The sequence below is a fragment of the Geodermatophilus sp. SYSU D00708 genome (assembly GCF_054050115.1).
On the sequence record NZ_JBJGYS010000009.1, the window covers coordinates 1 to 15,406 of the forward strand.

At 73.6% G+C, this 15,406-nt stretch carries 15 protein-coding genes; 5 read left to right on the plus strand and 10 right to left on the minus strand.

Annotation, left to right across the window (positions count from 1 at the left end):
* Positions 1-95: 95 nt before the first annotated feature.
* Positions 96-719, minus strand: a complete 624-nt coding sequence (locus ACI79D_RS09695; RefSeq protein ID WP_456918163.1) for a hypothetical protein — start codon at positions 717-719, stop codon at positions 96-98.
* Positions 720-790: 71 nt separating this feature from the next.
* Positions 791-1,840: a transglycosylase domain-containing protein gene (locus tag ACI79D_RS09700; protein WP_456918164.1), complete on the minus strand. Its 1,050-nt coding sequence runs from the start codon at positions 1,838-1,840 to the stop codon at positions 791-793.
* 100 nt (positions 1,841-1,940) lie between these two features.
* Between ACI79D_RS09700 and ACI79D_RS09705 the strand changes: the two genes are divergently transcribed.
* Positions 1,941-2,513, plus strand: coding sequence for a TIGR03086 family metal-binding protein (locus tag ACI79D_RS09705; RefSeq protein ID WP_456918165.1), 573 nt, complete (start codon positions 1,941-1,943; stop codon positions 2,511-2,513).
* Between the two features lie 27 nt (positions 2,514-2,540).
* Here ACI79D_RS09705 and ACI79D_RS09710 read toward each other — a convergent pair whose 3' ends face one another.
* The gene (locus ACI79D_RS09710) at positions 2,541-4,124 is read right to left on the minus strand and encodes a Na+/H+ antiporter (RefSeq protein ID WP_456918166.1); all 1,584 of its coding nucleotides are present in this window, start codon (positions 4,122-4,124) and stop codon (positions 2,541-2,543) included.
* A 71-nt stretch (positions 4,125-4,195) separates the two neighbouring features.
* Positions 4,196-4,933 (minus strand): DUF7662 domain-containing protein, encoded by a 738-nt coding sequence (locus ACI79D_RS09715; RefSeq protein ID WP_456918167.1) that lies wholly within the window; start codon positions 4,931-4,933, stop codon positions 4,196-4,198.
* 91 nt (positions 4,934-5,024) lie between these two features.
* Here ACI79D_RS09715 and ACI79D_RS09720 point away from each other — a divergent pair, with 91 nt between their 5' ends.
* Both ACI79D_RS09720 and ACI79D_RS09725 read left to right on the plus strand, forming a co-directional pair.
* Positions 5,025-6,110: an endonuclease NucS domain-containing protein gene (locus ACI79D_RS09720; RefSeq protein WP_456918168.1), complete on the plus strand. Its 1,086-nt coding sequence runs from the start codon at positions 5,025-5,027 to the stop codon at positions 6,108-6,110.
* Between the two features lie 974 nt (positions 6,111-7,084).
* Positions 7,085-7,402, plus strand: coding sequence for a DUF3303 domain-containing protein (locus ACI79D_RS09725; RefSeq protein WP_456918169.1), 318 nt, complete (start codon positions 7,085-7,087; stop codon positions 7,400-7,402).
* Positions 7,403-7,408: 6 nt separating this feature from the next.
* Here ACI79D_RS09725 and ACI79D_RS09730 read toward each other — a convergent pair whose 3' ends face one another.
* Positions 7,409-8,452 (minus strand): hypothetical protein, encoded by a 1,044-nt coding sequence (locus tag ACI79D_RS09730; protein WP_456918170.1) that lies wholly within the window; start codon positions 8,450-8,452, stop codon positions 7,409-7,411.
* Positions 8,453-8,632: 180 nt separating this feature from the next.
* Between ACI79D_RS09730 and ACI79D_RS09735 the strand changes: the two genes are divergently transcribed.
* Complete coding sequence (locus ACI79D_RS09735; protein WP_456918171.1) at positions 8,633-10,030, plus strand: DUF4407 domain-containing protein; 1,398 nt, start codon at positions 8,633-8,635, stop codon at positions 10,028-10,030.
* Positions 10,031-10,123: 93 nt separating this feature from the next.
* Positions 10,124-10,882, plus strand: a complete 759-nt coding sequence (locus ACI79D_RS09740) for an enoyl-CoA hydratase/isomerase family protein (protein ID WP_456918172.1) — start codon at positions 10,124-10,126, stop codon at positions 10,880-10,882.
* Between the two features lie 9 nt (positions 10,883-10,891).
* On the opposite strand, the gene ACI79D_RS09745 is transcribed toward ACI79D_RS09740, so the two are convergent.
* The 5 genes from ACI79D_RS09745 to ACI79D_RS09765 form a co-directional block, all read right to left on the minus strand.
* On the minus strand, positions 10,892-11,377 hold the full coding sequence (locus ACI79D_RS09745) for a hypothetical protein (RefSeq protein WP_456918173.1): 486 nt from the start codon (positions 11,375-11,377) through the stop codon (positions 10,892-10,894).
* A 124-nt stretch (positions 11,378-11,501) separates the two neighbouring features.
* Complete coding sequence (locus tag ACI79D_RS09750) at positions 11,502-12,635, minus strand: DUF2332 domain-containing protein (RefSeq protein WP_456918174.1); 1,134 nt, start codon at positions 12,633-12,635, stop codon at positions 11,502-11,504.
* A gap of 28 nt (positions 12,636-12,663) precedes the next feature.
* On the minus strand, positions 12,664-13,293 hold the full coding sequence (locus tag ACI79D_RS09755; RefSeq protein WP_456918175.1) for an antibiotic biosynthesis monooxygenase: 630 nt from the start codon (positions 13,291-13,293) through the stop codon (positions 12,664-12,666).
* Positions 13,294-13,503: 210 nt separating this feature from the next.
* The gene (locus ACI79D_RS09760; RefSeq protein ID WP_456918176.1) at positions 13,504-13,875 is read right to left on the minus strand and encodes a cupin domain-containing protein; all 372 of its coding nucleotides are present in this window, start codon (positions 13,873-13,875) and stop codon (positions 13,504-13,506) included.
* Positions 13,876-13,971: 96 nt separating this feature from the next.
* Entirely contained in the window at positions 13,972-15,309 is a 1,338-nt protein-coding gene (locus ACI79D_RS09765) for an ABC1 kinase family protein (protein WP_456918177.1), read from the minus strand.
* Positions 15,310-15,406 lie beyond the last annotated feature (97 nt).

The following is a 15,406-nucleotide window of genomic DNA, read 5'->3' on the forward strand; positions in this document are numbered from 1 at the left end:
GGTGGGGGTCGGCCCCGGGGGGGGGGGGAGCCCCCCCCCAGGGGGGCCACCCCACGACCATCCGCGGAGAAGGTCCTCCCGGCCCGGCGGTGCGGTCAGACGGTCTCGGGCGCCCGCAGGTGGGCGATGGCGAGGTCCATCTCGGCGACGTCGACGATCTTGGCGCCCATCGCGCGGGCGAACTGCTCGCGCAGCGACCGCGCGTGCCGGCGCACCAGGTCGAGGGCCTCGCGGGTCTCGAAGCTCGTGACGCTCACAGTCCGGCCCTGCTTCCGGTCGACCAGCATGCTCAGGCTGCAGAAGCCGGGCAGCTCCTGGAGCTTGGGCATCAGGTTGCTGCGATAGGCGGCGAGCAGGTCGTCGAGGTGGTTGTTCGGGATGCGGGCCCAGGAGACCTGCGCGCCGGCGCCGTCCCCGGCCGGGCGCTCACGGTGCAGGATGGCGATCTCCCACTGCGCGACGTCGGCGTGCGTGCCGCCCACGGTCTGCACGAGCCGCTCCTGGATCGAGCGGTCCTCCTCGGCGGTGGCGCGCAGCGCCCGTTCGTCGGCCCAGGACGTCGTCATGATGCAGCGGCCGCCGTCGTGGTCGGCGAGCACGGACATGCCGACGCAGCCCTCCGCCTGCGAGACCTTCGGGAGCACCTCCTCACGCAGGTACCGGACGCCGTCCCCGATGCTGTCTGGATTGCCTCGGACGTTGGTGGATCGCGCGTACAAGCGGCCGCTCCTCCCGGTCGGGCAGTGTGATCGCGCTCACCATGCCGTCCGGCGGTCGGAGGGGCAATGGGTCAGGCGGTGCCCTCCGCGGCGATCAGGTCGGCCACCTCCTGCGGACGTGTCGAGCAGTCGTCGTCCGACGCCGGCTGGTCGGCGGCCAGGCCGGTCACGCCGAGGGCCTCGACCGGCTTGAACCCCAGGCGCTCGATGTGCCGGGGCACCCGGTTCTGCGCGTTGACGACGTGCGAGCGGGACAGCCAGCCCAGGCCGTCCGCGACGTCGAAGTCCAGGCCGCCGCCGGGCGCGCGGCGGACGTGGCCGGGGGAGGGGAGCAGGCCGACGATCTGCACGGCCTGCTCGACCGGGAGCTCCTGCGGCGGGGTGTCGAAGTAGTACCAGCTGGCCGCGCAGACGCCGTAGAGCGCCGGCCCGAACTGGGCGTAGTTGACGTAGAGCTCGAGGATCCGGCGGGTGTCGAGCGCGTAGGCGACCTCCATGGACAGGCCCGCCTCGACCGCCTTGCGCCAGGCACTCATCTCCTGGTTCAAGAACAGGTTCTTGGCGACCTGCTGCGGGATCGTCGAGCCCGTCGGGTCCTCCTCGCCGGAGAGGTGGGCCGTGGCGCGGTCCATGAGCTCGCCCCACTCGAAGGCGCCGGAGCGGTAGGGCAGCTCGGCGTCCTCGTGGGCGATGACCGCGGCCAGGAAGTTGCGCGAGACGTGCTCGATCGGCACCGACTGCTGGATCACGTCGCCCGGGTTGGCGGCCATGAAGGCGGTGGTCGGCGGGTCGATCCAGCGCAGGGAGAGGATCACCAGCGCCTGGACGACGGCGACGACGGCGAGCACCTTGCCGACGCGGCGGGCGAGCCGGCGGCGGGACCGGGACGTCCCCTCGGGGCGCTCCGGGCGGTCGCGGGGCGCGGGCACGTCCCGCTGCCACGGCCGGCGCCGCGGGCGCTCGGTCTCGGGCGCGGATGCGTACGGGCCGGTCGTGCCGGCGTCGTCCGCGGCGTACCGCGGGTCGGGGATCCAGGGGTCGTCCGGCGACCAGCTGGGTTGCGCGCGCCCGATGCGGCGGAAGCGGGCAGTGGGCCGGCGGTCCGGCGGCACGTGGGCCATGGGGCGAGGGATCTCCCTGGTCGACGAACCGTCATCGTACGACTACCGACGGTCGGGACCGCTGAGTTCCGAGGCGCGCGCCGGTCACTCCTGCATGCGAATGACGCAGCTGGACCTCGGTCCTCAGGCGGAGGTCGTGAAGCGGGTCGTGGCCGGCGTCCGGGACGACCAGCTCGACGCCCCGACGCCGTCCGACATCCCGGTGGCCGGCCTGCTGGACCACCTGGCGGGGTTGACCCTCGCGTTCCGGATGGCGGCGGAGAAGACGCCGCTGCCCGGCGCCCCGGTGCCCTCGGCGGAGAACCTGGCGCCGGACTGGCGCACCCGTATCCCGGCGCAGCTCGACGCCCTGGTGGCCGCGTGGCGGCGTCCGCAGGCGTGGGAGGGCACCGCCGACGCCGGTGGCGTGACCATGCCGGCGGCGGTCGCGGCGGCCGTGGCGCTGGACGAGGTGCTGGTGCACGGCTGGGACCTCGCCGTCGCCACCGGCCAGGACTACGCGGCCGACGAGTCGTCGATCGAGGCGTGCACGGGATTCGCCGAGCAGGTCGCCGCGGGGCCGGTGCAGCCGGGCTTGTTCGGGCCGCCGGTGCCGGTGCCGGACGACGCCCCACCGCTGCACCGGCTACTGGGCCTCACCGGCCGCGACCCCGCCTGGCGACCGCCGCGCTGATCTCCGGCTCCCGCCCCCGGCGGCTGGTCAGTCGGCGGCAGCGGGACCGAGCAGCCGGACCTCCTCGATGTCCAGCGAGGCCTGGACCTCCCGCAGCACGATGTCGTCGATCTCGCCCGCGTCGCGCAGCGCGATGACCGCCTGCCGCTTGTGCTGGAGCAGGCCGAGCCGCAGCCGCCGATCGAGCTCCCGCTCGTCGGCGCCGCCGTCGCCGTCGGGGGAGAACTCGACCTCCAGGTCGCGGGCGTGCTGCTGGTGCTCGGTTCGGACCCGGTCGAGCAGGTCGCCGTCCACCCCGAGCCGCTCGGCGACGCGGGGGAGGGCGTCGAGGGCGGCCTCGGTGGCCCGGGTGCGGGCCAGGCGGAGCTCCTCGCCGCGGGCGGTGTCCTCGGGCAGCCGGGCCCAGCGGACGACGGCCGGCAGCGTCGTCCCCTGCACGACGATGGTCAGCAGGATGACGATCGCCGTGGTGAAGACGATGAGGTCGCGGTCGGGGAACGGCTCGTCCGCGCCGACGGCGGCGGGCACGGCCAGCGCGGCGGCGAGGGAGACCGCGCCGCGGAAGCCGGCCCAGCCCGACGCCACCCGCGCCCGCCACGGGACCCGGCGCAGCCGCTGCGCCGGGCGGCGGTCGAGGGCGCGGATGACGTAGGGGACGGCGAGCACCCAGACCAGCCGGGTGAGCACCACGACGGCGGTCACGGCCAGCGCGAAGAGCACGGCGCGAGCGCGCTGGCCGTCCTCGAGGTCGCGGACGACCCCGGGGATCTGCACACCGACCAGCACGAAGAGCGAGCCGTTGACCAGGAAGGTGGAGAGGTCCCAGAAGGCGTAGGCCTGCACGCGGGAGCGGGCGCGGATGATCCGCGGGCCGGCGTGGGTGAGCAGCAGGCCGGCCGTCACCACGGCGACGACCCCGCTGGCGTGGACGAGCTCGGCGAGCAGGAACGCGGCGAACGGCGTGACGACGCTGAGCGCCCCCTCGCGCAGCGGGTCGTCGAGCCGGCGGCGGACCACGATGACGGCCGCGCCGACGAGCAGCCCGGCGGCGATGCCTCCGGCGTAGGAGCCGAGGAACCGGGCGCCGACGTCGACCAGCCCGGGCTCGGCGGCGCCGGTGGCCACCGCGACCGCGACGGCGAAGAGGACCAGCGCGGTGCCGTCGTTGATGAGGCTCTCCGCGCGCAGCGTGGTGAGGGTGCGCCGGGGCATGCGCTTGGCCAGCCCGGCGACGGCCGCCGCGTCGGTGGGGGCCAGGACGGCGCCGAGCACCCACGCGGCGCGGGCGTCCATGCCGAGGGCCTGGGCGGCGTAGGAGACGGCCGCCATCGACGCGATGACCAGCGCGACGGCGGACAGCACGATCACCCGCAGGTTGGCCCGGATCTCGCGCAGGCTGGTGTTCAGGCTCTCCCAGTAGAGGATCGCGGGGAGGAACAGCAGCAGGACGACGTCCGGCTCGAGCTCGACCTCGCCGAGGAGCGGAACCAGGCCCAGCAGCGTGCCGAAGACGATGAGCAGCACGGGCGGGGCGACGCTGTACCGACCGCCGAGCGTGGTGCCGACCAGGACCGTGATGCTGAAGACGACCGTCACGACCAGCGCGAGCACGGCGACCAGCGTAGGCAGCCCGCAACCGCGACCCGCTCAGCCGACGACGAAGGCCCGTTCGCCGGTCTCCGTCAGCCCAGGTTCTCGATGTCGACGGCTCCTGAGTCGTGAAGGGCCAGGAGTGCGGCGTTCTCGGCCAGCAGTCGGTTGGCCTTGCGGGTGAGATCGAGCGGTCGATCCGGCCCCTGGCCAACGCGCGCCACGGCCTCCGTCGCGATCGAGAGCTCCACCGCGTCACCACTGCCGATGTGGTCGCGGAGGAGTGCATTGACCCGCAGGTTCGTCTGTTGCGCATGGCCGGGAGTCCGGTAGCCGTTCGCCCGGCGTCGGAGGTCCGCGGCCTCGCCCACGTAGATCCGGGGTCGTTCCGGCCCGGTCCGGGTGAAGTCCAGCCGGTACAGCCCTGGCGTCTCAGGCAGGGACGGGAAGGCGGGGGTTCCACTCTCGTCGAGCAGGACGCGGCCGGCGGCGCACCATGCGAAGTGCACGGAGGCTGTCACCAAGTCCACGACGGGGCCCGGTGCGAACGGTTGCGTCGCACGTGTACGGCGGCGGAGGGCGGTTGCGCCCGGCGATGACCGGGTGAAGACGACCCGCTGCCCGCGCAGGTCCACCTCGGAGACCCGCCAGCCCGCCCCCGTCCAGGCTGTCGAGTGGCTGTGGCTGCCGTTCGACCACCACTCGCGGTGCCGCGAGGCACTCGGTGGGAGGCCGCCGACGATCCCCCCGACGTCATCGAAGGTCATCGCCAGCGACGAGTTCTCCTCGTTGGTCAAGTGCTCCTTCAGAGCGTCGTAGCGGCTCGCCATCGTGTCCCCCTCGTGCGTTCGGTCCCCGGGCTCCCGCGGGTACCGCACCTCGACGTTGACAGACCGTGATGGCGGAGAGAGGGAGGCGCGCGTGCCCCTGGAAGTCGGCCTGTGGCGAGTGGACGGCGGCAAGCCGGTGAAGGTCACCGCCACGGGGGTTCCGCTCGAATCCCAGCTCGAGACCATGATCGAGGCCGATCCCACGATCCTCGGGACCCCGCTCCTGCTCGTCGGGAGGCAGGTGCCGACTGACTACGGGACCTTCATCGACCTCCTCGCAGTGGACGACGAGGGTGCCCTCCACGTCCTGGAGCTCAAGCGCGACCGCACTCCGCGCGAGGTCGTCGCCCAGGTGCTCGACTACGGCTCGTGGGTGCGCACGCTCAGCCACGCCCAGGTGTTGGAGATCTTCACGGCCTACAAGCCCGGCGTCGCCTTCGAGCAGGAGTGGACCGCGACCTTCGGCGGGGACGCCCCGGAGGAGCTCAACGGAGGGCACCGGCTGACCATCGTGGCCGGGGACGTGGACCCGGCGACAGAGCGGATCATCGGTTATCTGACCGATCTCGGGGTTCCCGTCAACGTCGTCTTCTTCCGCTACTTCGACGACGGTGATCGCGCCTATCTGGCGCGGACCTGGCTGATCGACGAAGCGCGGACGCCTCCGCGCACGGGTAGCACCTCTCGTGGCGGAACGCGTGAACCCTGGAACGAGCTCGACTGGTACGTCAGTTTCGGCGAGGAGAGCGGCAACCGGGACTGGGACGACGCTCGGCGCTACGGGTTCGTCTCGGCCGGCGGTGGGGAGTGGTTCTCCCGGACCCTGCGCAAGCTCCCGGTCGGTGGCCGCGTGTTCGCGTGCATCCCCGGAGTCGGCTATGTCGGCGTCGGGACGGTGACCGGGGAGGCGCAGCCGTTCGAAGAGGCGGTCGTCGAGGTCGACGGTCAGTCCGTACGGCTCGCTGATCAGCCGCTCCGGGCGGCCTACCAGCACGGACCGCTTCCGACCGGCGAAGACCACCGTGAGTACATCGTCCCGGTGACCTGGCAGCAGACGCGTCCGCGGTCGGAGCCGTACTGGGTGAAGGGCATGTTCGCCAATCAGAACAGCGCCTGCAAACTGCGCAACCGCTTCACGCTGGAGCAACTCGCCACTGCCTTCGACCTGGGGGACTGAATCAGTGCAGGCGGGCGATGTCGAGCGGATGCGCACATATGTGGTGTCGCACCTGCTGGACAACTGGACTCAGTGGCCGGGTGGTCGACGCGGCGAGATCGAGGTGGCTCTGATCGACGCGGTCATGTCGATCCGAGCGCGGTACGGCAGACCGGCCCGCGAGTGGCGTGGCCGCGAGTTGCCCGCGACCGGCGTCCACCGGGCGGTGGCCAGGTACCGCGAGCTCCGCGGCGAGGGTTCTCTGGACGACCTGCCCGCCCTGGCCGGCATGGACGTGCAGCAGATGCAACGGGCGGTCGGTAATCAGCAGACGGCTGGGATCCTGAAGGCAGCGGCGATCATCCGCGCGGCGGGACGACTCGTGGACGTTGGAGTCACCTCCTCGGCGCACCTCTGTCCCGCCGATGAGGGCCAGAAGCGCGCGTACACCGGAGTGACCGGCCTGGGCTGGGTGACGTGGTCCTATCTCGGGATGTTGCTCGGCCACGAGGGCGTCAAGCCCGACCGGTGGGTGATCCAGGCCGTTCACAACGCCCTGGATCGACAGTCACGGCCGAGGAGACCCGAGACATCGTCACCGCCACGGCCGTTGAGCTCGGTAAGGGCTCAACGGAGCTCGAGCATGCCCTGTGGGCCTACGAGCGACAGCGGGATCAAGAGCTACGGAGTTCACGGCGTCGCACGTCCGGACAGGTGCGTGCCACGCACGTGGCCGGGCGCCGACGTACCGGGCGAGGTCGACCCGATGATCGCGACTCGGAGTCCCCGGGTTCGCCGACGAGGGAGGCGGTGACCTGCGGGCCGTCGGCGCCGATGCATCCGCCGGTGACGTCCCCGCCGTGATCTCTCGCCATCGAGGCGGGAGCGCGGGACGTCGTCCCCTACAGGTGTGCCCGACCCGGTGAGAGCCTGCTCGCACCGTGACCACGGCAGGGTCACGTGAGTGGCCCTCCCCGGGACGGAGGAGGCACCCGATGGCCCAGATGTACCTGCACCGCTTCGCCTACCGCGACGGCGTCAGCAAGGCCGAGCTCGACGCGGCCTGGGCCGAGGCGTTCCGGTCGTTCGCGAAGTCCGGCAACTGGGGTGGGGTGGAGAGCGGGGTGACCCACCACAAGACGTGGGGGACCAGCTGGGGCGGCTACATCCTCGTGGAGGTGGACGACCCCGAGGCGTTCACGCGGTACCAGACCCACCACCTGCAGGAGTACGGGCACGTCGTCCACATCACGTACGAGCCGCTCTACGACATGGACGAAGCGTTCGCCAGCACCGTCGCCGCCCTGCGCTGACCCGGCTCAGCCGACGACGAAGGCGGTGACCTGCGGACCGTCGGCGTCGATGCACACGCCGGTGACCGCGACCGCCCGGCCGTCGGCGGCGGGGGCGGTCGCCCCGAGGACGGCGGTGCCGTCGCAGAGCTTCACCTCGCCGACCCGCTCGCCGGAGTCGAGGTCGACCGTGACCAGCTCGGCGGGGTACTGCAGGTCGGCGGCCGGCACCGAGGCGGTGCGGCCGTCCGGGGCGACGGCGAGGTCGAGGGCGGAGTCGCCGGCGCCGTCCAGGTCGGTGGAGGTGCGCAGCTCGCCGTCCACGACGGTGACCACCCGCCCGACGGCGCGGGCCGCGCCGAGGTGCACGGTGGCGACGGCGGTGCCGTCCGCGGTGACCTGCAGCGCGGCGGGGGAGCTGGGGCGCTCGGGCACGAGCTCGACCGGTGCGCCGTCGGGCCGCAGGTCGGGGCCGTAGAAGGCGAGCGCCGCGCCGGTGCCGCCGGCCGGGCGGTCGACGGTGAGCAGCGCGGCGAGGCCGTGCGGCGTGAGGGCGAGGCGGGTGGCGGGCGCCTTGCCCGTGCGGACGACGGCGCCGGTACTGACGTCGACCGCGGCGAGGCGCCCGTCGACCGCCAGGTAGAGCGTCGAGCCGTCGAGGACGGCGGCGTCGGGCGGTCCGCCGTCGAGGGGCGTGACGGTCGGCGAGCCGTGCACCGGGACGGTCACAAGGTCCTCTCCGGCGATCACCGCCGTGCCGTCGGGGGCGACGGCGAGCCGGGACCGCGGCGGGACGGCGGGGACGGGTGTCGCCGTGGCTGCGGCCGGGCCGTCCTCGCCGGGGGCGATCCGCACCAGCCAGCTCGAGTCCGCGTCACCGACGAGGGCGACCGGGGCGCCGTCCGGACCGGGCGCGAGGTCGTACAGGCGGACGTCGGCACCGACGGCGTCGGCTAGGTCCAGCGTGGCGAGGACGGCGGGCGCGGGGGCCGGGGGTGCCTCGGCGCCCGTGCAGCCGGCGGTGAGCAGGGCGAGCGTCAGCGCCGCGGCGGTGCGGCGGCGGGCGGGCATGTCGGCTCCGGGCGACGGGGAGCCCGAGCCTGCGCCGGGCGTGGAACCGGCGCAACTGGCGCTCGTGACGCTGGTGGGGCGCGTGTGACGACGCCGTCCGTCCGGGTGACGGGACTGCCGATGAGCCACCTGAGGCGACGGCAGATCCTCGACCCCCCGTCGCCGCGGAGGTGACGCCGGATGGCTCGACTCGAGCGGTTCGGGAACGGCCTGGCGGTGCTGGGCGGCGCACGCCCCGACGTGCTGGAGGCGGCGCCCGGTGCGCGGCCGAAGTTCGTCGCGCTGGGCGGTGTCCTGCTGAGCACGGGCGGGCTCGCGGTGCTGTCGGCGGCGTTCGCCGTCCACATGGCACTGGGCGTGTGGTGGCCGTTCGCGCTGCTCGTCGGCCTGGGCTGGGGCGCGGTCATCGTCAACCTCGACCGGATGCTGCTGGTCGGGATGGCGCACGACGCGTCGCTCAAGCGCAACCTGGTGATGGCGGTGCCGCGGGTCGGGCTCGCGCTGGTGCTCGGCGTCGTCGTCGCGACGCCGCTGACGCTGCAGGTCTTCCACAAGGAGATCGACACCGAGATCGTCACGATGCAGGCCGAGGCGGCCGACGCCTACCGGACCTCGCTCGAGACCGACGCGCGGTTCGCCGGCCTGCCGGCGCTGCAGCAGAGGATCGCCACCCAGGAGCAGATCGTCGCGACCGGGGGCGAGAGCGACCCGGCGCTGGCCGCGGTGCACGACGACGTGACCGCCAAGCAGGCCGCTTATGACGCGGCGCTGGCCACCCAGCAGGAGCTCGAGGCCAAGGCGCAGTGCGAGCTCGACGGCACCTGTGGCACCGGCGACGCGGGCACCGGGACGGCGTACGAGCAGGCCCGCGCCGCCGCGGACGCGCAGGCCGCGGTGGTGGCCTCGGCGAAGTCCGAGCTGGACGCGGCGGTGGCTGCGGCGTCGTCCGCCGAGGGGCGGTCGGCCGCGCAGGCCGCGACGTCGCTGGAGACCGACCGGGCCGAGTACGAGCGGCTGACCGCCGAGCAGACGCGGCTGCAGTCGTCGTTCGACGGGACCAACGAGGGGTCCGGCGGGATCCTCGCGCGGCTGGAGGCGCTGGACCGGCTCAGCGAGTCCAACGGCACGCTCTGGGCGGCCAAGACGATGCTGTCGCTGCTGTTCATGTGCATCGAGCTGCTGCCGGTGCTGATGAAGCTGCTGCTCAACTTCGGCCCGCCGTCGGCCTACGACAAGCTCGCGGCGCTCCGCGACTCCGGTGACCTGGAGGTCGCCGAGCTCGAGGAGGACTCGCGGCGCACGGTGGCCCGCGAGAAGGAGGAGCTGCTCCTCATGGCCGAGCGGGAGCGGATCGATCGGCAGAAGGAGACGATCCGGGCGCGCCAGCGGGCGGCCGAGGCGGCGTTCCTCGCCGAGCGGCTGGCCGCCGTGACGCCCCCTGCCGCCGCCGCTGCCCCCGCGCCCGCTGCGGCTCCCGAGCCGCGGCAGCCGTGGGACACCGGACCGATCCGCCTGGCCCGCAGCGCCGCGCGGATTGCGCGCCGCCGGCCCACTGATCGGGTGCCTGCCGGGGTCTGACCTCGCGCACGTCCGTCCGGCCCCTCCGTGGTCTGATGCCCTCTCGGGGATCGGCCGGCGGAGGGGCCGGTCGCGTTGGCGAGGGGGTTCGTCGTGGCTGCTGGCTCCGGTTCCGGTGAGGTGCTGCTCGAGGTGGACGGCGGCGTCGCGGTGGTGACGCTGAACGCGCCGGACCGCCGCAACGCGCTGACGCCGGAGATGGCCCGCGAGTTGATCGGGCTGTTCGACGAGGTGGACGCGCGGCCGGAGGTCGGGGCGCTGGTGGTGAAGGCCGTCGGGAAGTCGTTCTGCGCCGGCGGGGACGTCGCGACGCTGACCGCCGCCGGCCGTGACCCGGCCGAGCCCGCCACCTACGACGGCATGTCGGCGATCTACGACTCCTTCTACCGGCTGGGCCAGGTTCGCGTGCCCACGGTGGCCGCCGTGCGCGGGTCGGCGGTGGGGGCCGGGATGAACATGCTGCTGGCCACCGACCTGCGGATCGTGGCGACCGACGCCCGCCTGCTGTGCGGCTTCCTCAAGCGCGGGATGCACCCGGGCGGCGGGCACTTCGTGATCCTGTCCCGGCTGATCGGCCGCGAGGCCGCGGCGGCGATGGCGCTGTTCGGCGAGGAGATCAACGGTGCCCGGGCTGCCGAGCTCGGGCTGGCGTGGGAGGCCGTGGACGACGGTGCGGTGGAGTCCCGCGCGCTGGAGCTTGCCGCCCGGGTCGCGGCGGACCCGGAGCTGGCGCGGGTGGCGGTCGGCAACTTCCGCCGCGAGGTGGTCAACGGCGCGGTGAGCTGGGAGGTCGCGACCCAGTTCGAGCGGCCGGCGCAGATGTGGTCGATGCGCCGGTCCGCTGCCGACTGAGGTACGCCGTCAGGCGCTCGATCCGGCTTCTGCGGGCGCGGGGAGCGTGAGGGTCTCGCTGGCCGTGGCGGTGAGGCAGACCACGTCGCTGAGGCAGTACTGCGCGCTGACGATGAAGGTCGTCGGCAGAGGCAGGAACACCCGGAGCGCCCCGAAGGAGGTCGCCGTCCACTCCGTGGGCGTGCCGGCGCACTGCACGGCCGGGTCCACGAAGAAGAAGTCGCGCGCGATGTCGTAGCCCTGCACCTGGGCGACGTCCCCGAAGACGAACACATCGACGGGCTCGGTGCAGGTGACCGTGCCGGTGACTACGACGGTCCCGGGGGCGCTGCCGATCTCGGCCGAGTCGAGCGTCACCTCGACGGTCGGCTGCTGGACGGGGACGGGAGCGGGGACGGGTGGCGCGGCGAGCGCGGGCGGTGCGGCGAGGACGGTCACTGCGGTGAGGGCGACGCCCGGGAGCAGGGCACGGCGGATGTAGCGGTTCGCGGACATGGCTGCGCTCCGAGCTGAGGGGAAGGGAGGGGCGGGTGCGGGCGACAGGGTCCTCGCGGCCGTCTCACGACGTCAATCGGGCCGCTCGCCGACCGTCAGTGTTCGTTTGCGCCGTGACCGACGGTCAGCGGCTGCTGCACGGTGTGGCGGTCCACTCCAGCCAGGCGGCGCCGGGGTGCGCCCGGCCGAGCACGGCTTGGTGGCGCTTTCCATCCCGGACGCTCACCCGCCCGATCACGCCGAAGACGCCGCCGTCCCGGTTGTCGCGCAGCCACTCGGGCGGGACGTCGAGTCCCTGCACGGTCCCGGTCGCGGCCGGCCCCAGGGGAATCAGCGGGTCGACGGAGATCCACTCGACGTCGCGGCCGAGGTTGGTACTCGCCTCGCGAAACGAGGCGAGGCGCTCCGGCGGCAGGAACACGTGGACGTAGGTGTCGACCAGGCAGAGCAGGGCGTCGCTCGGGACCTGGTCGACCACGGTGGGGAGGACGTCGACGAGGTCGCCGCGCAGGGTCGGCGCGGGGTGCTCTCTCGCCACGTCGACGGCGGCGGCGAACCGCGTGACGGCGTCGGCCTCGGGCGGCACGCAGGCGGCCAGCCACCGCGCGGTGCCGGGGTCGGTGAGGTCGAGCGGCTCGACGTCGACACCGAGCCGGTGCGCGACGGCGGGGAGCTCGGCCGGCGGCTTGCTCGCACCGCGGACCGTGCAGGACAGGTGCACGGGGGAGTGGGAGTCGCCGGCGTCGATCGTGGCGCCGTCGGGCAGACGGTAGGTGTACCGGTAGCGGTCCAGGTTCAGGGTGAGGCCGGCGCCGGTGCCGAGGTCGACCAGGGCGAGGGGCCGCGGGTCGTCGGCGGCGATCGTGGCCAGGGCCGGGAGCAGGTCGAGGCAGCGGCCGACCTCGTTCATCTGGTACCGGTGCCGGCGGCAGAGCTCATCCAGCGCGGGGGCGTGAGCCCGCGCGAAGGCTCGGAGCGCAGGGCGGAAGCCGTCGTCCTCCGGTGGCTGGGTGCCGCCGGGGCGCGGGTAGTAGGCGGCCAGGGGCTCGTCAGCGAGCAGGTACCGCATCGCGGCGCTCAGCAGCAGCGGCGGGAGTCGGTCGAGGGGGATGGCCGCAGCCAGGTCGAGCAGCTCGTCGTCCTCGGCGATGGCGGTGAACGTCGCGGCGGTCAGCCACCAGCTGGGCGGGGCGTCCGGCGGGGACCAGGCCGCCGCGATCGAGCGGGCCTGCTCGGCGACCGTCGCGCGCGGGTCCACGCCGGCGGGGCGCTCTGGGGCCTGGAGCTCAGACGGTCTCGGGCACCCGGAGGTGTGCGAAGACGAGTTCCATCTCCGCGACGTCGAGGATGTCGACGCCCATGGTGTTGACGCTCTCCTCCCGCAGCATGCGGGCCTGCTCCCGGGACCCCTCGAGGGCGGAGCGGTTGGCGAACACGGTCGTGCCGACGGCGCGGCCGCTGTCGCGGTCGACCAGCATGCTGAGGCTGCAGAAGCCGGACATCTCCTGGAGCCGCGGCATCAGGTTGGCGCGGTACATGTCGAGCAGCTGGTCGGCCCGGCTGGGGTCGGTGCGGATCCAGGTGATCCGGCAACAGGCGCCGTCGGGGGCCTGGTGGTCGCGGTGCAGGACGGCGATCTCCCACTCGCGGACCTCCGGCTCGCCGACGCCGGCCCCGAAGCGCTCGACCATCGCCTCGCGCATGGGGTGGACGTGCTGGTCGCTGGCCTGCATGGCTTGGCGGTCCTCCCAGGCGGAGGTGGCGATGTACTTGCCGCTCTCGCGGTCGCACATCATGGACAGCCCGATGCAGCCGTCCATGTCGCGCATCGCCGGCCAGACCTCGTCGCCCATGTAGGCGATGGCCTCGTCCATCGACGCGGGATAGACCATCAGGATGGTGGAACGGGCGTACATCTCCCGGCTCCTCTCGTGCCTCGCGGCCGTGGTGTCGCCGCACGGGCCGAGCGTCCTCGCCCCGGGGCGGCGGACGACCGTGCCGGAAGTCCCGAACTCTGTGTCCGAGCGTGACTCCCGGCCCGGTGCGGGAAACGGCCGGGCCGTGGACATCACGCTGGCGTGCTGCCGGCGGCGGTGAGGATGCAGACGCCGGATCCGGCGGCCCCCTCAGGAGCGGGGAGCGTAGAAGTCGTTGCCTCGGGAGAACTCGACGAAGGTGCAGGGCTCGTCGCCGACGGCCCAGGCGTCGTGCCCGGGCGGGAGGAGCATCACGTCGCCGGCCGAGAAGTCCGCTTCGCTGCCGTCGTCCATGACGACGTGCAGCGTCCCGGCCTGCACGACGGCGACGTGCGGCAGTTCGCAGCTGTCCGTACCGGCGTGGGCCTTGAGATCGGCGGACCAGCGGGCGCCGACGTCGAAGGTCACGCGGGTCACGTCCACGCCGTCGAGGTGCGCCGTGCGCTTGCTGATCCTGCCGTGCACGTCCGGCGGGACGGCGTCCAACGAGGCCTTCTGCATGGTGGCGTTCTGAACCGGCATCGTGTTCCCCCTTCGGATCCGGTCCCCGTGCGAGGACGCTAGCGAGACCGGCGCCGGCGCACAGCCCTCCCGCGAACCGTCCGGTCGTGCCCGCCGTCAGGGGCGGTTGCCGGTGACGCCGTCGTAGCCGGGCAGCCACCGTCGGACCTCGGCATCCACGGCGACGGTGGCGCCGAGCGAGCACAGGACGCCGGTCAGCTCGGCGGCGACCCGCTGCAGCAGCAGGTAGTGCGGGGGAATCGTGAGCCGGCGCTGGGTGCGGGCGGCCGTGCTGAGCGGATCGGAGGCGCGGCGGGTCTGCTCCTGCATCCAGCGGCGGGTGAACCGGTACTCCGGGGTGCGCAGCGGCTGGAGGTAGGGGTCGAGCAGGTCGAGCAGGGCCTGCGGCGTCACGCTGCCGGGCTGCAGGAGGTGCCCGGCGGCGATGCGGTGCAGGGTGGCGGCGTCGCCGTCCCGACCGGCGGCGAGCAGGGGGCCGAGCCGGTCGGGCCAGCCGTGCGGCATGGCCTGGGTGGAGCCGAAGTCGAGGACGGCGAGCCTCCGGTCGGGCAGGAGGCGGAAGTTGCCGGGGTGTGGGTCGCCGTGCACGCGGTGGGCTCTGGCGGGGCCGGAGGCGAGCAGCCGGACGAGCAGCTGGCCGGCGCGGTTGCGGTCGTCCTGACTACCGTCGGCGATGACCCGCGAAAGGGGGGTGCCCCCGACCCACTCGGAGACCAGTACCAGGCGCTGGACCCTGAGCACGTTCGGGACGTAGATGTCCGGGTCGCCGCGGTACCCGTCGGCGAAGTCTCGCTGTGCCTGGGCTTCCTTCTGATAGTCGGCTTCCTCGGTGAGCCGTTCCCGCAGCTCGGCGAACAGCTGCCGGGCGTCGAGACCGGGCACGGCCGCCTTCATGATGGGCGTGAGGACCTGCAGGTTGCCGAGGTCGGCGACCAGCGCCTCGGCAGCGCCGGGGTACTGGACCTTCACGGCGACCGGCGTGCCGTCGCGCCAGGTGGCGCGGTGCACCTGCCCGATGCTGGCCGCGGCGACCGGTCGGTCGTCGAAGTCGCGGAGGACATGGCGCCAGTCCCGGCCGAGCGAGCGTTCCAGCTGCTCGTGGACCCGTGCGGTCGGCATGGCCGGCGCCGCCTCCTGCAGCCGGACGAGCGTGTCGCGGTAGGGGCCCGCGAGCTGCTCGGGCAGCGCGGACTCCATGGCCGACAGCGCTTGGCCGACCTTCATCGCGCCGCCCTTGAGGTGGCCGAGGGTGGCGAACAGCTGCTCGGCGGTGCGCTGCTGCACCTGCGCGGCGACGGCCTCCGCGGGGCGCCCGCCGATCCGCTTGCCGACCCCGAGCGCGGTCCGCCCGGCGAACGCGGCCGGCAGCGCGGCGAGCCGCGCCGTCCGCGCCAGGCGCCCCCGTGTCGGGCTGCTGTCGTCCGCGGAACCCACCATCGGACGGTAGTCCCGCGAGGCCGGGGCACGACACCTCGCGGACCGTACGACTGGCTAGCGCAGCTTGGACCGCTCGTAGTCGGTCGAGAGGCCT